15 protein-coding genes are annotated in these 18,830 nt (G+C 71.4%); 5 read left to right on the top strand and 10 right to left on the bottom strand.

Annotation, left to right across the window (positions count from 1 at the left end; all coding sequences use genetic code 11):
• Positions 1–14 precede the first annotated feature (14 nt).
• The 7 genes from rhaI to FFG40_RS15605 all read right to left on the bottom strand — a co-directional run bounded on the left by rhaI (position 15) and on the right by FFG40_RS15605 (position 9,719).
• Complete coding sequence (gene rhaI, locus FFG40_RS15635; RefSeq protein ID WP_138803962.1) at positions 15–1,187, bottom strand: L-rhamnose isomerase; 1,173 nt, start codon at positions 1,185–1,187, stop codon at positions 15–17.
• A gap of 176 nt (positions 1,188–1,363) precedes the next feature.
• Positions 1,364–3,679, bottom strand: a complete 2,316-nt coding sequence (locus FFG40_RS15630; protein ID WP_138803961.1) for a family 78 glycoside hydrolase catalytic domain — start codon at positions 3,677–3,679, stop codon at positions 1,364–1,366.
• Positions 3,680–3,798: 119 nt separating this feature from the next.
• The gene (locus tag FFG40_RS15625; RefSeq protein WP_260678917.1) at positions 3,799–4,605 is read right to left on the bottom strand and encodes a carbohydrate ABC transporter permease; all 807 of its coding nucleotides are present in this window, start codon (positions 4,603–4,605) and stop codon (positions 3,799–3,801) included.
• Between the two features lie 101 nt (positions 4,606–4,706).
• Positions 4,707–5,639 (bottom strand): carbohydrate ABC transporter permease, encoded by a 933-nt coding sequence (locus FFG40_RS15620; RefSeq protein WP_260678916.1) that lies wholly within the window; start codon positions 5,637–5,639, stop codon positions 4,707–4,709.
• Between the two features lie 5 nt (positions 5,640–5,644).
• A complete protein-coding gene (locus tag FFG40_RS15615) occupies positions 5,645–6,964 on the bottom strand; it encodes an ABC transporter substrate-binding protein (protein ID WP_138803959.1) in 1,320 nt (439 codons plus the stop codon).
• Positions 6,965–7,559: 595 nt separating this feature from the next.
• Entirely contained in the window at positions 7,560–8,666 is a 1,107-nt protein-coding gene (locus FFG40_RS15610; protein WP_138803958.1) for a LacI family DNA-binding transcriptional regulator, read from the bottom strand.
• Between the two features lie 42 nt (positions 8,667–8,708).
• Positions 8,709–9,719 (bottom strand): LacI family DNA-binding transcriptional regulator, encoded by a 1,011-nt coding sequence (locus FFG40_RS15605; RefSeq protein ID WP_138803957.1) that lies wholly within the window; start codon positions 9,717–9,719, stop codon positions 8,709–8,711.
• Between the two features lie 443 nt (positions 9,720–10,162).
• Between FFG40_RS15605 and FFG40_RS15600 the strand changes: the two genes are divergently transcribed.
• The 4 genes from FFG40_RS15600 (at position 10,163) to FFG40_RS15585 (ending at position 14,146) form a co-directional block, all read left to right on the top strand.
• Positions 10,163–11,518, top strand: a complete 1,356-nt coding sequence (locus FFG40_RS15600; RefSeq protein WP_221935175.1) for an MFS transporter — start codon at positions 10,163–10,165, stop codon at positions 11,516–11,518.
• The gene (locus FFG40_RS15595; protein ID WP_138803956.1) at positions 11,515–11,856 is read left to right on the top strand and encodes an L-rhamnose mutarotase; all 342 of its coding nucleotides are present in this window, start codon (positions 11,515–11,517) and stop codon (positions 11,854–11,856) included. Before FFG40_RS15600 ends, FFG40_RS15595 begins: the two co-directional genes overlap by 4 nt.
• A gap of 118 nt (positions 11,857–11,974) precedes the next feature.
• Positions 11,975–12,907: a metallophosphoesterase gene (locus FFG40_RS15590; RefSeq protein WP_185974212.1), complete on the top strand. Its 933-nt coding sequence runs from the start codon at positions 11,975–11,977 to the stop codon at positions 12,905–12,907.
• A 177-nt stretch (positions 12,908–13,084) separates the two neighbouring features.
• Positions 13,085–14,146, top strand: a complete 1,062-nt coding sequence (locus tag FFG40_RS15585) for an NADP-dependent oxidoreductase (protein ID WP_051596869.1) — start codon at positions 13,085–13,087, stop codon at positions 14,144–14,146.
• 52 nt (positions 14,147–14,198) lie between these two features.
• Here the strand turns inward: FFG40_RS15585 and FFG40_RS15580 are convergent, their stop codons facing one another.
• From FFG40_RS15580 to FFG40_RS15570, 3 genes are read right to left on the bottom strand one after another with little or no spacing between them, the layout of a single operon-like run.
• Entirely contained in the window at positions 14,199–15,059 is an 861-nt protein-coding gene (locus tag FFG40_RS15580; protein WP_027466217.1) for an ABC transporter permease, read from the bottom strand.
• A complete protein-coding gene (locus tag FFG40_RS15575; protein WP_395876531.1) occupies positions 15,046–16,059 on the bottom strand; it encodes an ABC transporter ATP-binding protein in 1,014 nt (337 codons plus the stop codon). The genes FFG40_RS15580 and FFG40_RS15575 overlap by 14 nt, the downstream gene beginning before the upstream one ends.
• Entirely contained in the window at positions 16,056–17,132 is a 1,077-nt protein-coding gene (locus FFG40_RS15570) for an outer membrane lipoprotein carrier protein LolA (protein WP_185974211.1), read from the bottom strand. The genes FFG40_RS15575 and FFG40_RS15570 overlap by 4 nt, the downstream gene beginning before the upstream one ends.
• 125 nt (positions 17,133–17,257) lie before the next feature.
• Here FFG40_RS15570 and FFG40_RS15565 point away from each other — a divergent pair, with 125 nt between their 5' ends.
• Positions 17,258–18,739, top strand: a complete 1,482-nt coding sequence (locus FFG40_RS15565) for an FGGY-family carbohydrate kinase (RefSeq protein ID WP_138803954.1) — start codon at positions 17,258–17,260, stop codon at positions 18,737–18,739.
• Positions 18,740–18,830: the final 91 nt, after the last annotated feature.

Genomic DNA, 18,830 nt, shown 5'->3' with positions numbered 1-18,830 from the left:
TGTTCGTCATGTTCCTACGCGCCCCAGCCGGCCTGGACGCCGCCGACGCGGTCCGCCGCGATCGACTGCTGGTACCCGGACTCCAGGTAGGCGCGCATCGGGTTCGCCGGCAGCCCGCGGGACTCGCGCCACTCGGCCAGGTCCTTCCGGACGTCGGTCTGGTAGGCGTCCATGAAGACCTCGTTCGCGCCGAGGACGTCGTGCGCCTCCTGCGCGGCGGTCAGTGCGACGCGGTCGAGGAGCAGCGCGCGGGCCGTCATCTCCTGCACGTTGAGCACCGAGCGGATCTGGCCGGGGATCTTGTCCTCGACGTTGTGGCACTGGTCGAGCATGAACGCCACGTCGGGGTTGTCGTAGCCGCCCCCGCGGATGACCTCGACCAGGATCCGGAACAGCTGGAACGGGTCCGCGGCGCCCACGATCAGGTCGTCGTCGGCGTAGAAGCGCGAGTTGAAGTCGAAGGAACCGAGCTTGCCGAGGCGCAGGAGCTGCATCACGATGAACTCGATGTTCGTGCCGGGGGCGTGGTGGCCGGTGTCGAGGCAGACCATCGCCTTCGGCCCGAGTGCCGCCGTCTGCACGTAGCTGGTGCCCCAGTCGGGGACGTCCGTGTGGTAGAACGACGGCTCGAAGAACTTGTACTCGAGCACGAGCCGCTGGTCGGCACCGAGGCGGTCGTAGATCGTCGAGAGCGACTCGTGCAGGCGGTCCTGGCGGGAGCGCATGTCCTCTTGACCGGGGTAGTTCGAGCCCTCGGCGAGCCAGATCTTCAGGTCGCGGCTGCCGGTGGCGTCCATCACGTCGATGCAGCGCAGGTGGTGGTCGATCGCCTTCTGCCGGATCGTCTCGTCGACGTGGGTCAGGGCGCCGAACTTGAAGTCGTCGTCCTGGAACGTGTTCGAGTTGACGGTGCCGAGCGACACCCCGTGCTCCTCGGCGTGGCGCTTGAGGTCGGCGAAGTCGTCGACCAGGTCCCACGGGATGTGCAGCGCGACGGTGGGGGCCAGGCCGGTGTACTCGTGCACCTGGGCGGCGTCGGCGATCTTCTCGTAGGGGTCGCGCGGGGTGCCCGGCGTGCTGAACACCTTGAAGCGGGTGCCGGAGTTGCCGAAGGCCCAGCTGGGCAGCTCGATCTGCTGTCGTGCCAGCTGGTCGGCGATGCCGGCGAAGCTCGGGGTCGATGTCATCGTGTCACTTCCTCGTGTGCGATTGAATCGTTTCATACAGTACGGCGCGCGGCGGTCTGCCGCAACCGTGGTGGTGTCGTGGTGCCGTTGGTGCCGCAAAACACCGGTGTTCACGTGTTGAACACGCGCGTTCGGGGGTTCGACGCGCGAACACCGGTGTTTTGCGAGCCAGACCCCTACGCGGCGGGGACCGCGGCGGGGGCGCGGAGGTCGTGCGTTCCGCCGCCGACCCGCTGCTCGGGCGCCCCCGGCAGGCGCACCACGGCCGAGACGCCCTCGGGCACGGTCGCCCGGACGCGCAACTCCCCGTCGACGAGCTCCCACCGCACGGCGACGTGCCCGTGCACGGTGTCGAGCGAGGTCTCCGCCCACGTCAGCCCACCGCCCGGCTGCGGCGCGATCAGGACGGCCGAGTACCCCGGTGACAGCGGCGACAGGCCACCCACCACCCGGTGCATCCAGTCCGCCACGGCACCGAGTGCGTAGTGGTTGAACGAGGTCATCTCACCCGGGTTGATCGTCCCGTCCGGCAGCATCGAGTCCCACCGCTCCCACACCGTCGTCGCGCCCATCGTCACCGGGTACAGCCACGACGGGCACTCCGTCTGCAGCAGCAGCCGGTAGGCGTCCTCCAGGTGGCCCGTCTGCGTCAGCGCGTCGGTGATGAACGGGGTCCCCGCGAAGCCCGTCGAGATCCGGTACCCGGACGCCTCGACCAGCTCGGCGAGCCGCTCGCCGGCCACGGCCTGCTCCTGCTCGGACAGGATCCCGAACACGATCGCCAGCGTGTACACCGTGGTCGCGTCCGACAGGATCCGGCCGTCGTCCTGCAGGTAGTGGGTGCGGAACCCGGCCTGGAGGCGCGTGGCGAGTTCCCGGAACTCCACTGCTTCCGCCTCGTGACCACCCAACAGCTCCGCCGCGTCCGCCACGATCGTCGCGGACCGGTAGGCGCAGATCGTCGCGACGACGCCCTTGTCGGCCTTCGCGTCGGCCGGGGCCTCGGGCGGGGCGTCCGGGTCGAGCCAGTCGCCGAACTGGAACACGGTGTCCCACAGGTCCTCCGGGGACAGGTGGTCACGGACCCGGCGCAGGTGTGCGGCCATCGAGTCGAACTGCTCCTCGAGCACCGCGGTGTCGCCGTACGCCTGGTACAGCGTCCACGGCACCCAGACGCCGGCGTCCGACCACACGGCGGTCGCGTCGGGCGTGCCGAAGTCCTCGGCGGGGGAGTACTTCAGCACGTCCGGCACCACGAACGGGATGACCCCGTCGGCGTGCTGCTGCTCGAGCCAGACGTCGCGCAGCCAGTCGGCCAGGAACGTCCGCGTGTCGAACAGGTACGAGGCCGTCGGGGCGAACGCGGCGATGTCACCCGTCCAGCCGAGTCGCTCGTCGCGCTGCGGGCAGTCCGTCGGCACGCTCAGGAAGTTGCCCTGCATGCCCCGGACGACGTTGTCGTGGAAGGTGTTCAGCAGCTCGTGGCTCGACGCGAACGTGCCGGTGCGGGTGAGGTCCGACCCGACCTGCACGGCGGTGACCGCGGCACGGAGTTCGTCGTGGGTGCCCGGCCAGCCGTCGACCTGCGCGTACCGGAACCCGTGGAAGGTGAACCGGGGCTCGAACGTCTCGGGCTCGTCGTCACCGCGCAGGGTGAAGTGGTCCGTCGCCTTCGCGGTGCGCAAGGGGCGGGTGCCGAGCTCGTCGTGCTCGAGCACCTCGGCGTGCTGCAGGGTGAGCACGGTGCCGGCCGGGCCGGTCGCGGTGACCCGGAGCCACCCGACCAGGTTCACGCCGAAGTCGAGCAGGGTCGCTCCCGACGGGCTCGTCCAGATCGCCACCGGGGCGATCTCGGCGAGCGGGCGCACCGGCGGCACCGTGTCGGCGACGAGTTCGCGCTCGCCGATGTCGACCGTGTGCACCGTGCTCGTCCGCCCCCGGTGCCCGTCGACGCTGGGCACGGTGACCTCGCCCGGCGTCAGGAACGAGCCGTCGCGGAGTCGGGCGTCGATGTCCTGCCCGTCGTAGAGCTGGTCCGCGGTGATCGCGCTCGACAGGGCCTGCCAGTCGGTGTCGGTCGTGACGTGCTGCTCGTGCCCGTCGGCGAACGTGATCCGGAGCTCGGCGAACCCGGCACGCTCGTCGGTGTACCAGCCGCCGCCGCCCCAGGCCAGTCGTCCGGCGGCCCAGCCGTTGCCGATGACGAGCGCGAGCACGGCAGGCTGGCCGGGGAGCGTGTCGGACAGGTGCTCGGTGACGTCGTGCGAGACGACGCGGATGCGCCACTCGTAGCTCGTCCACCCCGGTTCGAGCAGGTGGTCGGAGACGTGCTGCCCGCCGAGCCAGGCCTCGACGACGCCGAGGGCGCTGACGTCGAGGGTGGCGGCGGTGACGGCGCCGTGGCCGTCGTCGAGGGGGAACTCCCGACGCAGGATCGGGGCGCTGCCGAGGTCGGTGTCGGCCGCGATGAACGGTGCGGTCCAGGTGGTCATGTGGTGGTCCTTTCACGCGACCGGTCGTCGTCGACCGGTGCGGGGGTCGTGGGCCCGGCCGTCCGCCCGGCTGGGCGGTGTGGCGGAGGCGGGTCGCGCCTCCAGGCCGGGGTGGGCGGTCAGCCCTTGACGGCGCCGCTGGTCATGCCGGCGACGATCTGACGGTTGAAGAAGACGTAGAGGATCAGCGGCGGGATCGTGATGAGCAGCACGTCGGTGAACAGCAGGTTCAGCTGGCTGACCGACTGGCTCTGGAACGCGTAGAGCGTCTGCTGCACGGTCGCGTTCTCGGACCCCGGCAGGAAGTACAGCGGGTTCGTGAAGTCGTTGAACACCGTCACCGACTGCACGAGCACGACCGTGATGATCACCGGCTTGAGCAGCGGCAGCACCACCCCGAAGAACAGGCGGATCGGGCCGGCGCCGTCGAGCACGGCGGCCTCGTCGAGCTCCTTCGGGATCGTCGCGACGAACGCCCGGAACAGCAGGATGCAGAACGACAGGCCGAAGGTCGCCTCGATCAGGACCATCCCGCCCATGGTCTTGAACAGGTTGAGCCCCTGCAGCACCCAGATGGTCGGCACGATCGCCGGCGGCACGATGAGCCCCGCCAGCACGAAGAAGTTGATCAGGCCGTTCCACTTGCTCGGCCGCCGCTGCAGGACGTACCCGACCATCGCGGAGAACACGACCATGACGGTGACGCTGCCGACGGTGAGCAGTGCGCTGTTCCAGAACGCGCGCAGGATCCCGCCGTCGCCGCTCTGGAACACCGCCTGCAGGTTCTGCCACAGCTGCCAGTCGGTCGGCAGGCTGAAGCCGAGCTGGTTCGCCTCGGCGGGGTTCTTCGCGGCCTGGAGCAGGACGAAGACGAACGGCACCAGGAACACGACGAAGCTGACGACGATGGCGATCGAGCCGATGATCCACCGGCGGGCGCGGCCCGGGTGGCGGTTCCGGCTCGCCGGTGTCGGGCGGCGGCTGCCGGACGCCGGCGCGTGACCGGTCCCGGGAGTGGTGACGGCGGTCACAGGTCCGCCTCCTTGCGGTTGAGGAGCCACGAGACGGGGACCATGATCGCCGTGACGACGACGAACAGGACCACGTTGCCGGCGGTGGACAGGCCGTAGAACCCGGCCTGGTACTGCTTGTAGATCACGCTCGCGATCACGTCGCTCGTGAAGCCCGGCCCGCCGCCGGTCATCGCCCAGATCAGGTCGAACGACCGCAGGCCGCCGATGAGCGACAGGATGATGACGGTGCCCATCGCGGGGCGGGACAGCGGCAAGGTGATGTTCCGGAAGATCGACCACGCGCTCGCGCCGTCGACCCGTGCCGCCTCGAAGTACTCCTGCGGGATCGCCACGATGCCGGCGATGAAGATGAGCGTCGCGATGCCGACGCCCTTCCAGACGTCCACCGCGGCGACGCTCCACAGCGCGAGCGCCGGGTCGGTCAGCCACCCGGGGGTGGGCAGGCCGACCGAACCCAGCACGCCGTTGATGATCCCGTGGAACGGGTCCATCAGCGCCTTGAACGTGATGCCGATGCCGATGGTCGACACGAGCACCGGGAAGAACACGACCGCCCGCAGGTAGCCGCGCCCCAGCACGGGCGACGTGAGGAGCAGGGCGAGGGCGAGTCCGAGGACCACCTTCGCCGCGCTCGTCACGAAGCCGTACTGGAAGGTGTGCACGAACCCGGAGACGAGCTGCGGGTCCTGGAAGAACCGGACGAAGTTGTCGAAGCCGATGAAGGTCTGGTCGAACAGCGTCCAGCGGGTGAGCGAGAAGTAGAACCCGGCGAAGGTCGGGACCGCGAAGAACACGACGTACAGCGCGATCGCGGGGATGAAGAACCACGCGGGGTAGAACGAGCGCATCCGCTTGCGCGCTTGTCCGGGGCGGCCGGCCTTGCGTGTCTGCGGCGGGGCCACCGCCGTCGTGAGGGTCGCGGTCACACCGATCACCAGCCCTTGATGCCGAGCTGCTGTGCCTGCTGGACGACGTCGTCGTCGTACTGGTCGGCGCCCTTGCTCGCGGTGGTGATGCCCGAGCCGACCTGCACGCAGATCTTCTCGAGGTTCGGGCCCTTGATCGGGGACAGGAACTCGAGCGCGGGGCTCGCCTTGCCGTCGTCCAGGTACTTCTGCAGGTCGTCGATCATCGGGGGCACGTCGTCCGGCAGTGAGCAGGTCGAGATGACGTACGGGCCGGCTGGGGTGCCGGTGTCGTTCTGCACCTGGCAGCCCTCGGTGGAGTTCGCGAAGGCGATGAACTTCTTCGCCGCCGCCAGCTTGTCACCCGTGGTCGTCTTCGGGATGTACAGGCCGTTCGGCTCCCAGATCGTCAGGTTCGTGTCCGCGGCGTCCTCGGCCGGCAGGGCGAACGCGCCGATGTCGTCGACGGCGTCGGGGGAGTCCTGCTGGATCGCGGAGATCGCGTTCGTGAGCATCGGGTACTGCGCACCGGTGCCGTCGGCCAGCATCTTCAGGCCGTTCGCCTGCGTGGCCGAGGCGTAGTCCTCGTTGTAGAGGTCCTTGTCCTTGCCCTCGGCGAGGTGCTGGAACCCGGCGAGTGCGGGTTCGTCGGCGTAGGACTCCTTGTTGGCGGTGTAGTCGTCCGCCCACTTCTCGTCCTGTGCGGTGATGTTCGCGAAGTCGCCGAGGACGAACAGCTGGCTGGTCCAGGTGTCGCCGTAGGTCTGGATGATCGGGGCGACGTCGCCGGCGTCCTTGATCTTCTCGCTGTTGCTGACGAACTCGTCCCAGGTGGTCGGGACCTTGAGGCCGAGGTCGTCGTAGACCTTCGTGTTGTAGAGCACCGCACCGCCGAAGCTCGTGCCGAACGGGGCGCCGTACATGCCCTTGTCGGTGCTGACGACCTTGGTGAACTGCGGGTCGACGTCGCCCGCCCACTTCTCCTCGGACAGGTCCACCAGGGTGTTGTCCGGGTTGAGGGCCTGCATGAGCGAGCCGGAGTTGTAGTTGAAGACGTCGGCGGCCTCGCCGGTCGACAGCCGGGTCTTGATCAGGTTGTCGCCGTCGGTGCCCTGGGGGCGGGTGTCGAACTTGACGGTGATGTCGGGGTTGGCCTTCTCGAAGGCCTCGATGAGCGGCTTCGCGGTGGCCGCGGTGGCCGGGGCGTTGTCGGCCTGGTAGGTGATCTCGACCTTGCCGCCGCCTTCGTCGGCGGAGCCGCCGGACGAGCACGCGGCGAGCCCGCCGATCAGGACCGTCGCGCCGCCGATGGCGATCGCGCGCTTGGTCATGGAACGAACTGACATTCCTTACCTCCTCGTAAGGCCCGGGGCGGGGGTACCCCGGGTGAAACGGACCCGGATCCCGCGCCGTCGCGGGGTCCGGTCACTGCGTTTAGAACGTTTCAATCAGGATGGAACCACGCGGATTGAAGCGTGTCAATCGCTGTGCCGATTTCGTTACGCGATCCCGCGGAGCGGGGTGCGGGGGTGGGCGGGGTGCTCGCTCGCTCGTCCATTCGTCTGGTGCGAGGTTCCACACTCCGTGACGGGCGCGCGGGCTCGCACGGAGTGCGGAACCGCGCACCGAGCCGACGCGCGGTGCTGCACCGTGCGGTGGTCGCGCCGCCCGCCGCCCGGGAGGCCCGTGCCGGCCCGGCCCCGCGCCTCCCGCCCGGCGTCCGGTCGCGTCCGCGGGCCGGCGTCGCCTCCTGCGCGTCGGCGCGCCGGCCCGTGGCCCGCTGCCCGCACCGCCCGTGCGCGCCGATGTGTCGGCCCGCCGCCCGCTGCCCGCGAAAGCGACAGTGCGCCGCCGAACGTTCGCGCCGATCTGTCGCTCTGGCGGACCGGACGGCGTGGCCTCCTGTGGATGTGTCGCTCTCGCGGGTTGGTCCGCCGCCGGTCAGGCCTCGGTGCGCCTCGGGTCGCTCGACGTGATCGTGCCCGCGACGGCGGACGCGGCGGCTGCTGCGGCCGCGCCCTCGCGACCGAGCGTGCTCTCGCGCGGCACCAGCTCGCTGCCGAGCACGACGGTCCGGTGCACGTGCATCGGGTCGGTGAGTTCCTCGAGCAGCAGTTCCACCGCAGCCGCACCCATCTCCGAGCCGTGCATCGTCACCGAGGTCAACGGCACCGCACCGCCCCACGCCACGGAGTTGTGGTCGCAGCCCGACACGGGGATGTCCTCGGGGACGCGGATCCCGGCGGCTCGGAGCTCGGAGACGACGGCCATCGCGAGCAGGTCGGTCACACCCAGCACCCCGTCGGGGCGTTCGTCCTCGGGCATCCGGGCGATGCGGAGCCCGGCGTCGGTGCCACCCGGCGGGTCGATGTCCCCGGCGTCGACGTCGACGAGCTCGACCCCGGGGTGCGCCGCGACGGCCCGCAGCACGCCGGCCCGTCGGCGGTCGACGGGCTGCAGGTCCGGACGGGCGCTCACGAACCCGATGCGTCGGCAGCCGCGGTCGATCAGGTGCTCGGTCGCCAGGAACCCGGCCTGCTCGTTGTCCACGACCACCGCGCACGCGTCGAGTTCGCTCGGTTCGTAGTTGACGTACACGACGGGTCGGCCGTGGCGCCGCGCGACCTCGACCTGGTCGCGCGACTCCGTCATCGAAGCGAGCAGGATTCCCGACACCCGGGCGCTCTCGAGGTAGGCGAGGTGTTCGCCCTGCGCCTGCAGGTCGTCCTCGCTGCTGGCGATCAGCAGGGTGAAGCCGCGTTCCCGCGCAGCCAGCTGTGCGCCGTTGACCATGTCGCTGAACAGGGAGTTCCGCAGCGACATCACCACCAGACCGATCGCGCGCGTGCTGCCGGACACCAGCGCCCGGGCGTTGCGGTTCGGCGTGTACCCGAGCGCGTCGATCGCGTCCCGCACGCGTGCGGCGGTCGCGTCGGCGACCCGCTCGGGGTGGTTCAGGACGTTCGAGACGGTCGCGAGCGAGACCCCGGCCCGGGCTGCGACGTGGTGCACGCTCGGCGGACCGTCGCGCCGGGGGACATGCACCATGCTCCGATCGTAGGCGGCGGGGGGCCGTGTCCGGACCGCGCCCTAGACGTCGGCGACGGAGGACTGCCGCACCACGAGCTCCGGTGTGAACTCCACGTGCTCGAGGTCGATGTCCTGCCCCTGCTCGACCTGCTTCGTCAGGAGTTCGATCGCGCGACGACCGAGGTCCTGCGCGGGCTGCCGCACCGACGTCAGCGGGACCACGGCGGACTCGGCGAACGCGATGTCGTCGTAGCCGACGATGGCGATCTGCTCGGGCACCGCGATGGTGCCGCGCATGATGAAGGCCTGTTCGAGCCCGACGGCGAGGAGATCGTTGGCGGCGAAGACGGCGTCCGGGCGTTCGGCGGCCGGCCGTGCCTGGATCGCTTCGCCGATGCGGCGCCCTTCGAGCACGGACAGCGAGGTGGTCGGCAGGGCTTCGAGCCGGATGCCCGCGGCCTGTGCGGCGGCGAGTGCCCCGGCGTGCCGGTCGGCGACCTGGCGGATGCCGAACGGCCCGCCGACGAAGGCGATGTGGGTGCGGCCGATCGCCGCGAGGTGCTCGACCGCGATGCGACCACCGGCGATGTCGTCGACCGAGACCGAGGCGAAGTGCTCGTCGTCGGCGCGGCGGTCCACCAGCACCACGGCGGTGCCCTGGTCACGCAGCCGCGCGAGGCGGGACAGGTCGTCGCCGGCGGGGGAGATCAGGAGTCCGGCGACTCGGCGTTCCTCGAACAGGTCGACGTAGGTGCGTTCGCGGTCGGTCGACTCGTCGGAGTTGCCGATCAGGACCGCGAGGCCGTTGTCCATCGCGGCGTCTTCGGCACCCCGGGCGACGTCGGTGAAGAACGGGTTGCCGCCGTCGAGCACGATGAGCCCGACGGTGGAGCTGCGTCCGGCCCGGAGCTGCCGTGCGGAGTCGTTGCGGACGAACCCGAGCGTCGCGATCGCCGACTGCACGCGTTCCACCGTGCCGGGAGCGACCTTGTCAGGGCGGTTCAGCACGTTCGACACCGTGCCGAGGGACACGCCCGCGAGCGCCGCCACCTCTCGCACACTGACCGCCATGTGGCCATCCTGGCATCGGCGCGGTCCGCGCGGTCGGCCCGCGCCGTGATCTGTGGAAAACGCGGACGGGAGGCGCGGGGCGGGCCGGTGGCGGGCCTCCCGTCCATGGGGTGGTCGCGTCCACTGCCCGCGCACGGTGCGAGGCGCGCGGCTGGTGTGAGGCGTGAAGCTGGTGCGAGCCGCGCGGCCGGTGCGAGGCGTGAAGCTGGTGCGAGGCTCCGCACTCGGTGCGGGGTGGAAAGGCTCGTACGGCATGCGCAACGTCGCACGGGGCGAACGCCCCGCGCACGGTGCGGGCGCAACCTCGCGTGGGGCGAGCGCCCGCTCGCACAGTGCGAGGAGCAGCCGGGCGAACCCGCTCTTGCCAGCGCGCACACCGGAGCGCTATCGTCCTCGTCGTCCCGTTGAAACGATTCACCGACGAACACGCGAACGGAGGACCAATGGCGGTCCGCATCGGAGCCCGGAACACCACGGGCTGGAAGGCCACCGTCTCGGTGGCCATGTCGAACTACATCGAGTCGGGGTCGATCATCGCGATCGCCACGAGCCTCAGCCTGTGGCAGGCGGAGTTCCGGATCGGTGACCTCGAGGTCGGCCTGCTCGCGAGCCTGTCCGCGAACGCCTTCGGTGCCGCCGTCGGCGCGATCGTCGGCGGACCGCTGTGCGACCGGTACGGCCGGAAGTTCATCTACACGTACGACCTGCTCCTCTACATGCTCGGCATCCTGCTCGCGGTGTTCGCCGGCAGCTACGGCATGCTCCTGGTCGGCTTCATCCTGACCGGCATCGCCGTCGGCGCGGGCGTGCCGGCGAGCTGGACCTACATCGCCGAGCAGGCCCCCGCGGACAAGCGTGCGGCCCACGTCGGCACGGCGCAGCTCGCGTGGTCGATCGGGCCGATGGTCGGGTTCGCCCTGGCGATCGCCGCGGCACCGCTCGGCCTGCTCGGCAGCCGCCTCATCTTCGCCCACCTGTTCGTCGTCGCCGCGATCGTGTGGTGGCTCCGCCGCGGGCTGCCCGAGTCGGCGATCTGGAAGGACGAGCGCGCGGCCACCGGCACGGCGAACTTCTTCCACGGGATCACGCAGCTGTTCAGCCGCCGGAAGAACCTGACCGCGATGCTGTTCCTGTTCGGCGTCTACGCGCTCTGGAACACCGTCGCCGGGCAGGCCGGCATCTTCCAGCCCCGGGTGTACGCGGCGACCGGGGTCACGAGCGTCACCGAGCAGTACGGACTGCAGATCCTGGTCTGGGGCTGCACGGTGGCCGCGACGTACTTCGGCTTCATGCGGTACGCCGACCGGGTCAGCCGCCGCGCGCTCTACGCCGCCGGTGCCGTGCTGGCGATCATCGCGTGGGCCGTGCTCATCTACGCGCCCGCCAACCTCGGCACCCTGCTGTTCTTCGCCGTGGCGTGGGGCATCTCGTCGGGGATCGGCGCGCAGGCGTTCTACGGCCTGTGGACGAGCGAGCTCTTCGCCACCCGGTACCGCGCCAGCGCCCAGGGCGTGCTGTTCCTGGCCGCCCGCGTGATGGTCGGACTGTTGAGCATCTGGTTCCCGCTGCTGCTGTCGGACATCGGGCTGCAGGCCCTCGGCGGCCTGATCCTCGGGCTCCTCGCGCTGTCGTTCCTGGTCGGCACGATCTGGGCACCGCGCACCCAGGGCAAGACCCTCGAGGCGATCGAGGCCGAGCGCTACGGCACCGTCACCACGGTCACCGGGACGGTCCGCACCGCCGACGAGCGCACCGTCCACGACGCCGAGCAGCGTCGCCGCGAACAGGCCGGCCGGTGACCCGCGTCTGCTTCCGGCTGCAGGTGCAGGTCGAGCTGCTCGACGCCTACCGCGAGCGGCACGCCGCCGTGTGGCCGGCGATGCTCCGGACGATCGCGGCGGCGGGGCGGCGGAACTACTCGCTGTTCCTCGACGACGACGGGCTGCTCATCGGGTACTACGAGACGGACTCGGTGGCCGATGCGGACGCCGCGCTCGCGGCGTCCGAGGTGGCCACGGCGTGGGAGGCGCACATGCGGGACCTCTTCGCCGGGGCCACCGGGCGCGCCGACCAGACGGCGCGGGTGCTGCCCGAGGTGTTCAACCTCGAGGACCAGCTGGCCGCAGCACCGGACTGACGGTCGGACGCAGACTTCGTGAGCAGGAATGGTCGGGTCCGCCGGCGCGACCCGACCCTTCCTGCTCACCAAGCGCCCGCAGCACCGGACTGACGGGGGCCGTGGCTACCGTGGACGCATGCAGCCGCCAGCAGCCGGGACCCTCCGCATCCTCCACCTCTCCGACACCCACCTGACCGGCGACGGAGCCCTGCACCAGGGCGCGGTCGACACCACGGCCGCGCTCGAACGGCTGCTCGCCCACGTCGACCAGGTGCCCGGCATCGGGCTGGTGGTCGTCTCCGGCGACGTCTCCGAGGACGGCACCCCCGAGTCCTACGCGACCGTGCGGGACCGCGTCGGCGGCTGGGCGGAGCGGCACGGTGCAGCCTTCGTCGCGGTCCCCGGCAACCACGACCTGCGCGAGGGCTTCCGGCAGGTCCTGGCGAACGGGCACGTCCTGGGCCAGGGCGGCACGGCGCTGGTGCACACGATGGAGTACCTGCCGCCGACGGTCCCGGTCTCCGGGCAGTCGGTCGTCACCGGGCGCCGGATCGTGACCGTCGACACGAGCGTCCCGGGTGCCGGGTACGGCGAGCTCAGCGACACGGCGCTCGAGCACCTGCGCACAGTCCTGGCCGAGGACGCCCACAGCGGCCCGGACGACGCCCCGCACGGCACCGTCGTCGTCCTGCACCACCCGCCGCTGCCCGCACCGACCGAGCTGCACGAGGCCCTCCGCCTGCAGAACCCCGAGGCGCTCGCCGACGTCATCCGTGGTTCCGACGTGCGGGTCGTCCTCGCCGGCCACTACCACCACCACTTCGCCGGGTCGCTCGCCGGCGTCCCGGTCCTCGTCGCCCCCGGGGTCGCGAACGACACCGACGTCGTCGGCCCGTACGACGAGGAATCGGCCGTCGTCGACAGCGGCGCACTCGTCGTCGACGTCGCCCCGGACGGCTCCGTCTGGTCGACACCGGTCCGCGTGCCCCGGGGCGACGCCGATCCGCGGGCGTTCCGCCTCGACCCCGGGACGGTCCGCGCCGTCATCGCGGCCGCCGGCAAGCACTGAGCCCGGTCCCCACGCGCGGTGGACGCGCGTGACGACGGACTGGAGGCCCGTGGCGGCGCCGCCAGGGGCCTCCGGTCCGTCGTCTGGTCACGTCCACAGCCGCGGTACCCCACGTCTTCGGGTTGCGTGCGGGAACACCGAGTAGCACGGACGCACACCTGGAGCGAAGGAGCACCCATGCGAGTCGGCAGTGCAGTGCAGTACGACCGGTACGGCGACTTCGACGTCGTCGAGCTCGTCCCCCAGCAGAAGCCCGAGGCCGGTCCGGGCGAGATCGTCGTCGAGATCGTGGCCGCGGGCCTGAACCACATCGAGCGGTTCCTGCGCGAGGGGAAGCTCCGCGACCACGTCGACCTCGAGTTCCCCGCACACCAGGGCGTCGACTTCGCCGGCATCGTGCGCGCGCGGGGCGACGGCGTGAAGGACCTCCGCATCGGCGACGAGGTGATGGGGCACGCGCCGACCGGCGGCGCCCACGCCACCTGGATCGCGGTGCCGCGCGGCGCCGTCATCAAGAAGCCGGAGCACGTCGGGTGGGAGGTCGCCGGCGGCCTGTACCTGGCGGGCTGCACCGCGGTGTCGGTCGTCCGGTCGCTCCGGCTCGGACCGCAGGACACCGTCGTGATCTCGGCCGCAGCCGGTGGCGTCGGACACATCGAGTGCCAGCTGGCGCACGACGCAGGCGCGACCGTGATCGCCCTCGGCAGCCCCCGCAACCACGACTACCTGCGACAGATCGGCACGCTGCCCGTCGCCTACGGTGAAGGCGAGGAAGACCGCATCCGCGACATCGCCGACGGCCGACCGATCACCGCGTTCATCGACAACCACGGCGAGAGCAACGCCGAGCTCCTGGCCGAACGCCTCGGGGTCGGCCAGGAGCGGTTCGTGTCGTCGGAGGAGCGCCGGGACATCGAGGTCCGGTTCCTCCGAGCGCCGGCCGAGGACGAGGAGACCCGCGAGCTGCTGACCCTGCTGGCGAAGGCCGTGCAGGACCGCCGCGTGCAGGTCCTGATCTCGGGCTTCTACCCGTTCGAGTACATCGTCGAGGCGTACGAGGACCTGGCGGAGATGAAGTCCCGCGGCAAGGTCGTGATCGGGATGCAGACGGTGGAGACCGGGGCGCGGCTCGACTGGTACCGCTCCGAGAAGGCCCGTGACCTGCGTGACCGGTACGCCGATGCGCGGGGGACCGACACGGAGACGATGGCCGGCGGATCGGCGTCGCCCGCGAGCTGAGCGAGCTGAGCGTCGCAGGGGCTCGACACCTTCGTGCCGGGCCCCTGCCGCGTCAGCTCAGGATGTCCTTGGAGGCGAACCGGCTGTACGCCAGCGCCCCGAACACCACGACGTACCCGAGCTGCAGCACCGCGTTCGACCCGAACGAGTCGAACGAGATCGGGTCGCGCAGCAGGTCGCCGAACCCGAGCCACTGGTGCGAGAACAGGAACGGGTGCAGCCAGTCGAGCTGGGGGAGCTGGTCGAGCACCTGCGACGCCCCGGCGAGCACGACCGTCGCGGCCATCGCGCCGACCGGCACGTTCGTCAGCGTCGACGTGAACATGCCGATCGCCACGAGCCCGAGCATCGACATCGCGACGTACAGCGCGAGCAGCAGGGCACGGCCGGCGTACGACCAGCCGCCCACCTGAGTGCCGGACAGCAGCGTGACGGGGCCGATCGGGAACAGCACGGCGCCGATCGCGGCACCCACCAGCACCACCAGCAGGGTGGCGGCCAGGCAGAACGCGACGGCACCGGCGAACTTCACCAGGATGAACCGCACGCGGCCCGTCGGCGCGACGAGCAGGTAGCGGATCGTGCCGTGGCTGGCCTCGCCCGCGACGGTGTCACCGGCGACCACGCCGACGGTCAGCGGCAGGAACAGCGGGATCGACACGGTCAGTGCGGTGAACGCCACGAACAGGCCGTTGTTGGTGATGTCGCCGAGGAACGCCGGCCCACCGTCGTCGCCGTCCGTGGTGAGCTTCACGGCGACCGCGATCAGGATCGGCACGAGCGCGAGTGCCCCGAGCATCGCCCAGGTGCGGCGACGCCGGAACACCAGCGCGAGTTCGGAACCGAGCAGCGCGAACGGGCGCTGCCGGCGGCGGACGGGCAGGTCGCGCACGGCCGCGTCAGGCTGCGACATCGAATCCCTCTCCGGTGAGTGCGACGAACAGGTCCTCGAGGGTGCCGCCGCCCACGGTCAGGCCGCGCACCCGGACGTCGGCGCGCACGAGCTCCGCGGTGATCGTCTCGGGCAGTAGCTCGTTCGGCAGGTCGGCCACCAGCACGTCGGCCCCGCCGTCGTGCCGCGGGGTGAGCCCGAGTCGGGTGAGGACGGAACCGGCCTGCCCGACGTCGGGCGTCCGCACGGTCACGGTCCGGGCCCCGGCTGCGCGCAGCTCGTCGAGGGGGCCCTGCGCGACGATCTTGCCCGTCCGCATCACGGCTGCGTGCGTGCAGACCTGTTCGATCTCGGCCAGCAGGTGGCTCGAGACGAACACCGTGGTGCCGTCGTCGGCCAGGGAGCGGATGAGGTTGCGGACCTCGCGCGTGCCCTGCGGGTCGAGGCCGTTGGTCGGCTCGTCGAGCACCAGCAGGTCGCGCGGGGACAGCAGGGCGTTCGCGAGACCGAGCCGCTGCTTCATGCCGAGGGAGTAGGCGTGCGCCTTCTTGTCGGCCGCGTGGGTCAGCCCGACGCGGTCGAGGGCACCGGCGACGCGGGCCTTGCGGGTGCGCGGGTCCGACGTGGGGTCGGCGGCGTCGAAGCGCTGCAGGTTCGCCCGGCCGGACAGGTACGGGTAGAAGGCCGGCCCTTCGACGAGCGCGCCGACGCGGGGCAGGACGTCGTGCAGCGCCTTCGGCATCGGTTCGCCGAGCAGCTCGATGGTGCCGCCGCTCGCGCTCGAGAGCCCGAGCAGCATCCGGATCGTGGTGGTCTTGCCGGAACCGTTCGGCCCGAGGAACCCGAAGACCGCGCCACGTGGCACCGCCAGGTCGATCCCGTCGACCGCGCGCTGCTTGCGGAACACCTTCTGGAGGCCCGTGGTGCGGATCGCCAGGTCGGGCGCCGGTGCCGCTGTGCTCGCCCCGCGGTCGGCCGTGCTCGCCCCGGCCGTGCTCACCTCGTGGTCGTCCGCGCTCACTTCGCGGCGTCGACCAGGGAGGCGACCGGCACAGCGCCCGCGAGCACGCGGCCGTCGTCGGTCAGGTAGACCGAGACGAGCGACGTCTGCACGGCACGGCCGCCGTCGACGGGCTTGGTCAGCTGGTCGAGCAGGCCGGAGGCCTCGCCCTCGAGCCCGGACCGGTCCACCGTGCCGGCGGGGAGCTCGGCTATGGTGCTCCAGCCCGTGCCGGTGAAGGTCGGCTCGTCACCGCTCGGGGTGCCACGGTGGTCGCCGTGCTCGCCCTTCGCGTGCGATCCGGCGTCGGACAGGTCCTTCTCGGTGACCTTGGCGTTCGACGGCGGGGTGAAGTCGAAGAGCCGGGCCGCCGGGGCGCCGTAGTCGAGGCTCGTGAACCCGACCTGCACCGCGGGGTCGTCCGCGCCTGCGGCCTGGACGCTCGCGCGGAGCGGGAGTCCGGTCTGCTGGTCGACGGCCAACCGGACGGCTCCGACGAGGGTGTCCGACGACTTCGGCGTCAGGGTGATCTGCCAGGCGTCGTGTCCGGCGACGCTGACCTCGGTCGGCTTCGACACGGTGGTGGTCGGGGTGATCGCGTCGATGGCCTGCTTCGCGATGTCGGCCGGGGTGGTCGTGCCGTCCTGCGGGTCCTTCGCGGTGTCGCTCGGCAGGGTCACGTGCGTGGCCGTGCGCTCCTTCGAGTCCCAGGTCCAGACGTCCGAGCCGTTGCGGACGACGTCCTGCTCGGCGAGCTGCTGCGTCAGCTGGACGCGCTGCTTGTCGGGGCCGTCGACGTAGACCCGGGCGGTGTGCGACGCGGTGAGCAGCCCGAGCACGTCGGAGGCGTCACCCTCGAGCGAGGAGCCGCCCGAACCCGTCGGCAGTTCGGGGAGGCCGAGCGCGCTCGTCTGCGAGAGCTTCCCCGAGTACTGGGCGTCCGACGACTTCGCGATGCTGGCGATGACGGCCGACGCGCTGGGGTCCGTCCCCGCGATCGGGTCGTTCGCGGCGTTCGCGATCATCGGGGCGGCAACGGCGCCGGCGACGACGACCGGTGCGATGACGGCTGGCAGCCAGGCTGACTTCTTCATCGGGTTCCCCTCGTAGAGCATTGGAGTCGTCGGTACGGTACGTCCGGCCCCCGACAGGCAGCTGGGCGTCGCTCGTAGACTCGTGGCGCGACCGGCGGCGGTCGTGTGGCGGCGAAGGAGGCGGCATGCGAGCGGTGCTCGGTCTGGACATCGGGACGTCGAGCACGAAGGCGTTGCTGGCCCGGTTCGACGGCACCGTGCTCGCCGAGGTGAGCCGCCGACACGACGTCGACCGTCCCGAGCAGGGCCTGGTCGAGATGGACTCCGCAGTCTGGTGGGAGGAGTTCACCGCCCTCACCCGCTCGCTGCTCGACCGCGTGCCCGACGTCGAGGTGCAGGCGGTCGGCGTGAGCGGCATCGGACCGTGCGCGCTGCTGACCGACGTCGACGGTGCGCCGCTCGGCCCGGCGATCCTGTACGGCATCGACACCCGCACGGCGACGCTGCTCGACGACGTCACGGCGGAGCTCGGCGGCGAGGGCGCGATCCGTGCCCGCTGCGGCTCCGCCCTGAGCACGCAGGCCGCCGGCGTCAAGCTCGCCTGGCTCGCCCGGCACGGACCCGACGTCTGGGCGCGGGCTGCCCGGTTCACGATGCCGTCGTCCCGCGTGGTCGAGCGGCTGACGGGTGAGTACGTCCTCGACCACCACTCGGCCAGCCAGACGACACCCCTCTACGACGTGCACACGAACCGGTGGATCCCGGAGTGGTGCGACCGACTGGCGCCCGGTCTCGCCATGCCGCGCCTGCTGTGGTCGGGCGACCAGGCGGGCGTCGTGACGCCCGAGGCAGCCGCGGCCACGGGCCTCCCGGCCGGCATCCCCGTGACGGCCGGGACCATCGACGCCTGGGCCGAGGGTGTGAGCGTCGGTGAGTCCGTGCCGGGCCGGATGTTCCTGCAGTACGGAACCACGATGTTCATGATCGTTCCGACGGCCGAACCCACGGCGGTGCCGGGGATGTGGACGACCGTCGGCACGCACCCGGGCCAGCCGAGCGTGTCCGGGGGGATGGCGACCTCCGGGGCGATCACGGACTGGTTGCGACGGCTGGTCGACGGCGAGTGGTCGACCATGCTCGAGGAAGCGCGGTGCTCCGGCATCGGGGCGAACGGGCTGCTGATGCTGCCGTACTTCGCGGGGGAGCGGACGCCGATCGCCGACCCCGACGCCCGCGGAGTGCTCGCGGGACTGACGGTCCGGCACACGCGCGGGGACATCTACCGGGCGACGCTCGAGGCGACGGCGTACGCGGTACGGCACCACCTCGAGGCGCTGCGCGACGCCGGGGTCGAGGTCCGCGAACTCGTCGGGGCCGGCGGCGGGCTGCTCGGACGGCTGTGGCCCACGATCGTGTCGGACGTCACCGGGCTGCGGCAGACGGTGCCGAGCGTGACGATCGGTGCATGCTTCGGCTCGGCGTACCTGGCTGCCGAGCTGGTCGCGGGGCCGAGCGACACCGTGGACATCGGTGCGTGGAACCCACCGGCGACGGTGATCGAGCCTGACCCTGCAGCGACCGCGGCGTACGAGGCCGGCTACCGGGACTACCGCGAGCTGTACGAGGCGACGAAGGCCGTCGTGCACCGCCTGGCCGCCCGCGGCTGAGCGGCGCGGAACGGCTCGCGGGACACCGGTGTCCGCGTGCCGAACACCCGAACGGGCGTGTTCAGTGCGCGAACACCGGTGTCGTGCGCAA

Origin of the sequence: Curtobacterium sp. KBS0715, from assembly GCF_005938005.2 — a bacterium.
Classification (GTDB): domain Bacteria; phylum Actinomycetota; class Actinomycetes; order Actinomycetales; family Microbacteriaceae; genus Curtobacterium; species Curtobacterium flaccumfaciens.
The sequence above is the reverse complement of the archived record's forward strand: the minus strand, read 5'-3'. Positions and strand labels throughout refer to the sequence as shown.

Coding starts and splice junctions, on each gene's coding strand:
- FFG40_RS15610 (WP_138803958.1), bottom strand. CDS start 8,666: ATGGTGCATGTCCCCCGGCGCGACGGTCCGCCGAGCGTGCACCACGTC.
- FFG40_RS15630 (WP_138803961.1), bottom strand. CDS start 3,679: ATGACCACCTGGACCGCACCGTTCATCGCGGCCGACACCGACCTCGGC.
- FFG40_RS15615 (WP_138803959.1), bottom strand. CDS start 6,964: ATGTCAGTTCGTTCCATGACCAAGCGCGCGATCGCCATCGGCGGCGCG.
- FFG40_RS15580 (WP_027466217.1), bottom strand. CDS start 15,059: ATGTCGCAGCCTGACGCGGCCGTGCGCGACCTGCCCGTCCGCCGCCGG.
- FFG40_RS15585 (WP_051596869.1), top strand. CDS start 13,085: ATGCGAGTCGGCAGTGCAGTGCAGTACGACCGGTACGGCGACTTCGAC.
- FFG40_RS15590 (WP_185974212.1), top strand. CDS start 11,975: ATGCAGCCGCCAGCAGCCGGGACCCTCCGCATCCTCCACCTCTCCGAC.
- FFG40_RS15605 (WP_138803957.1), bottom strand. CDS start 9,719: ATGGCGGTCAGTGTGCGAGAGGTGGCGGCGCTCGCGGGCGTGTCCCTC.
- FFG40_RS15570 (WP_185974211.1), bottom strand. CDS start 17,132: ATGAAGAAGTCAGCCTGGCTGCCAGCCGTCATCGCACCGGTCGTCGTC.
- FFG40_RS15565 (WP_138803954.1), top strand. CDS start 17,258: ATGCGAGCGGTGCTCGGTCTGGACATCGGGACGTCGAGCACGAAGGCG.
- FFG40_RS15600 (WP_221935175.1), top strand. CDS start 10,163: ATGGCGGTCCGCATCGGAGCCCGGAACACCACGGGCTGGAAGGCCACC.
- rhaI (WP_138803962.1), bottom strand. CDS start 1,187: ATGACATCGACCCCGAGCTTCGCCGGCATCGCCGACCAGCTGGCACGA.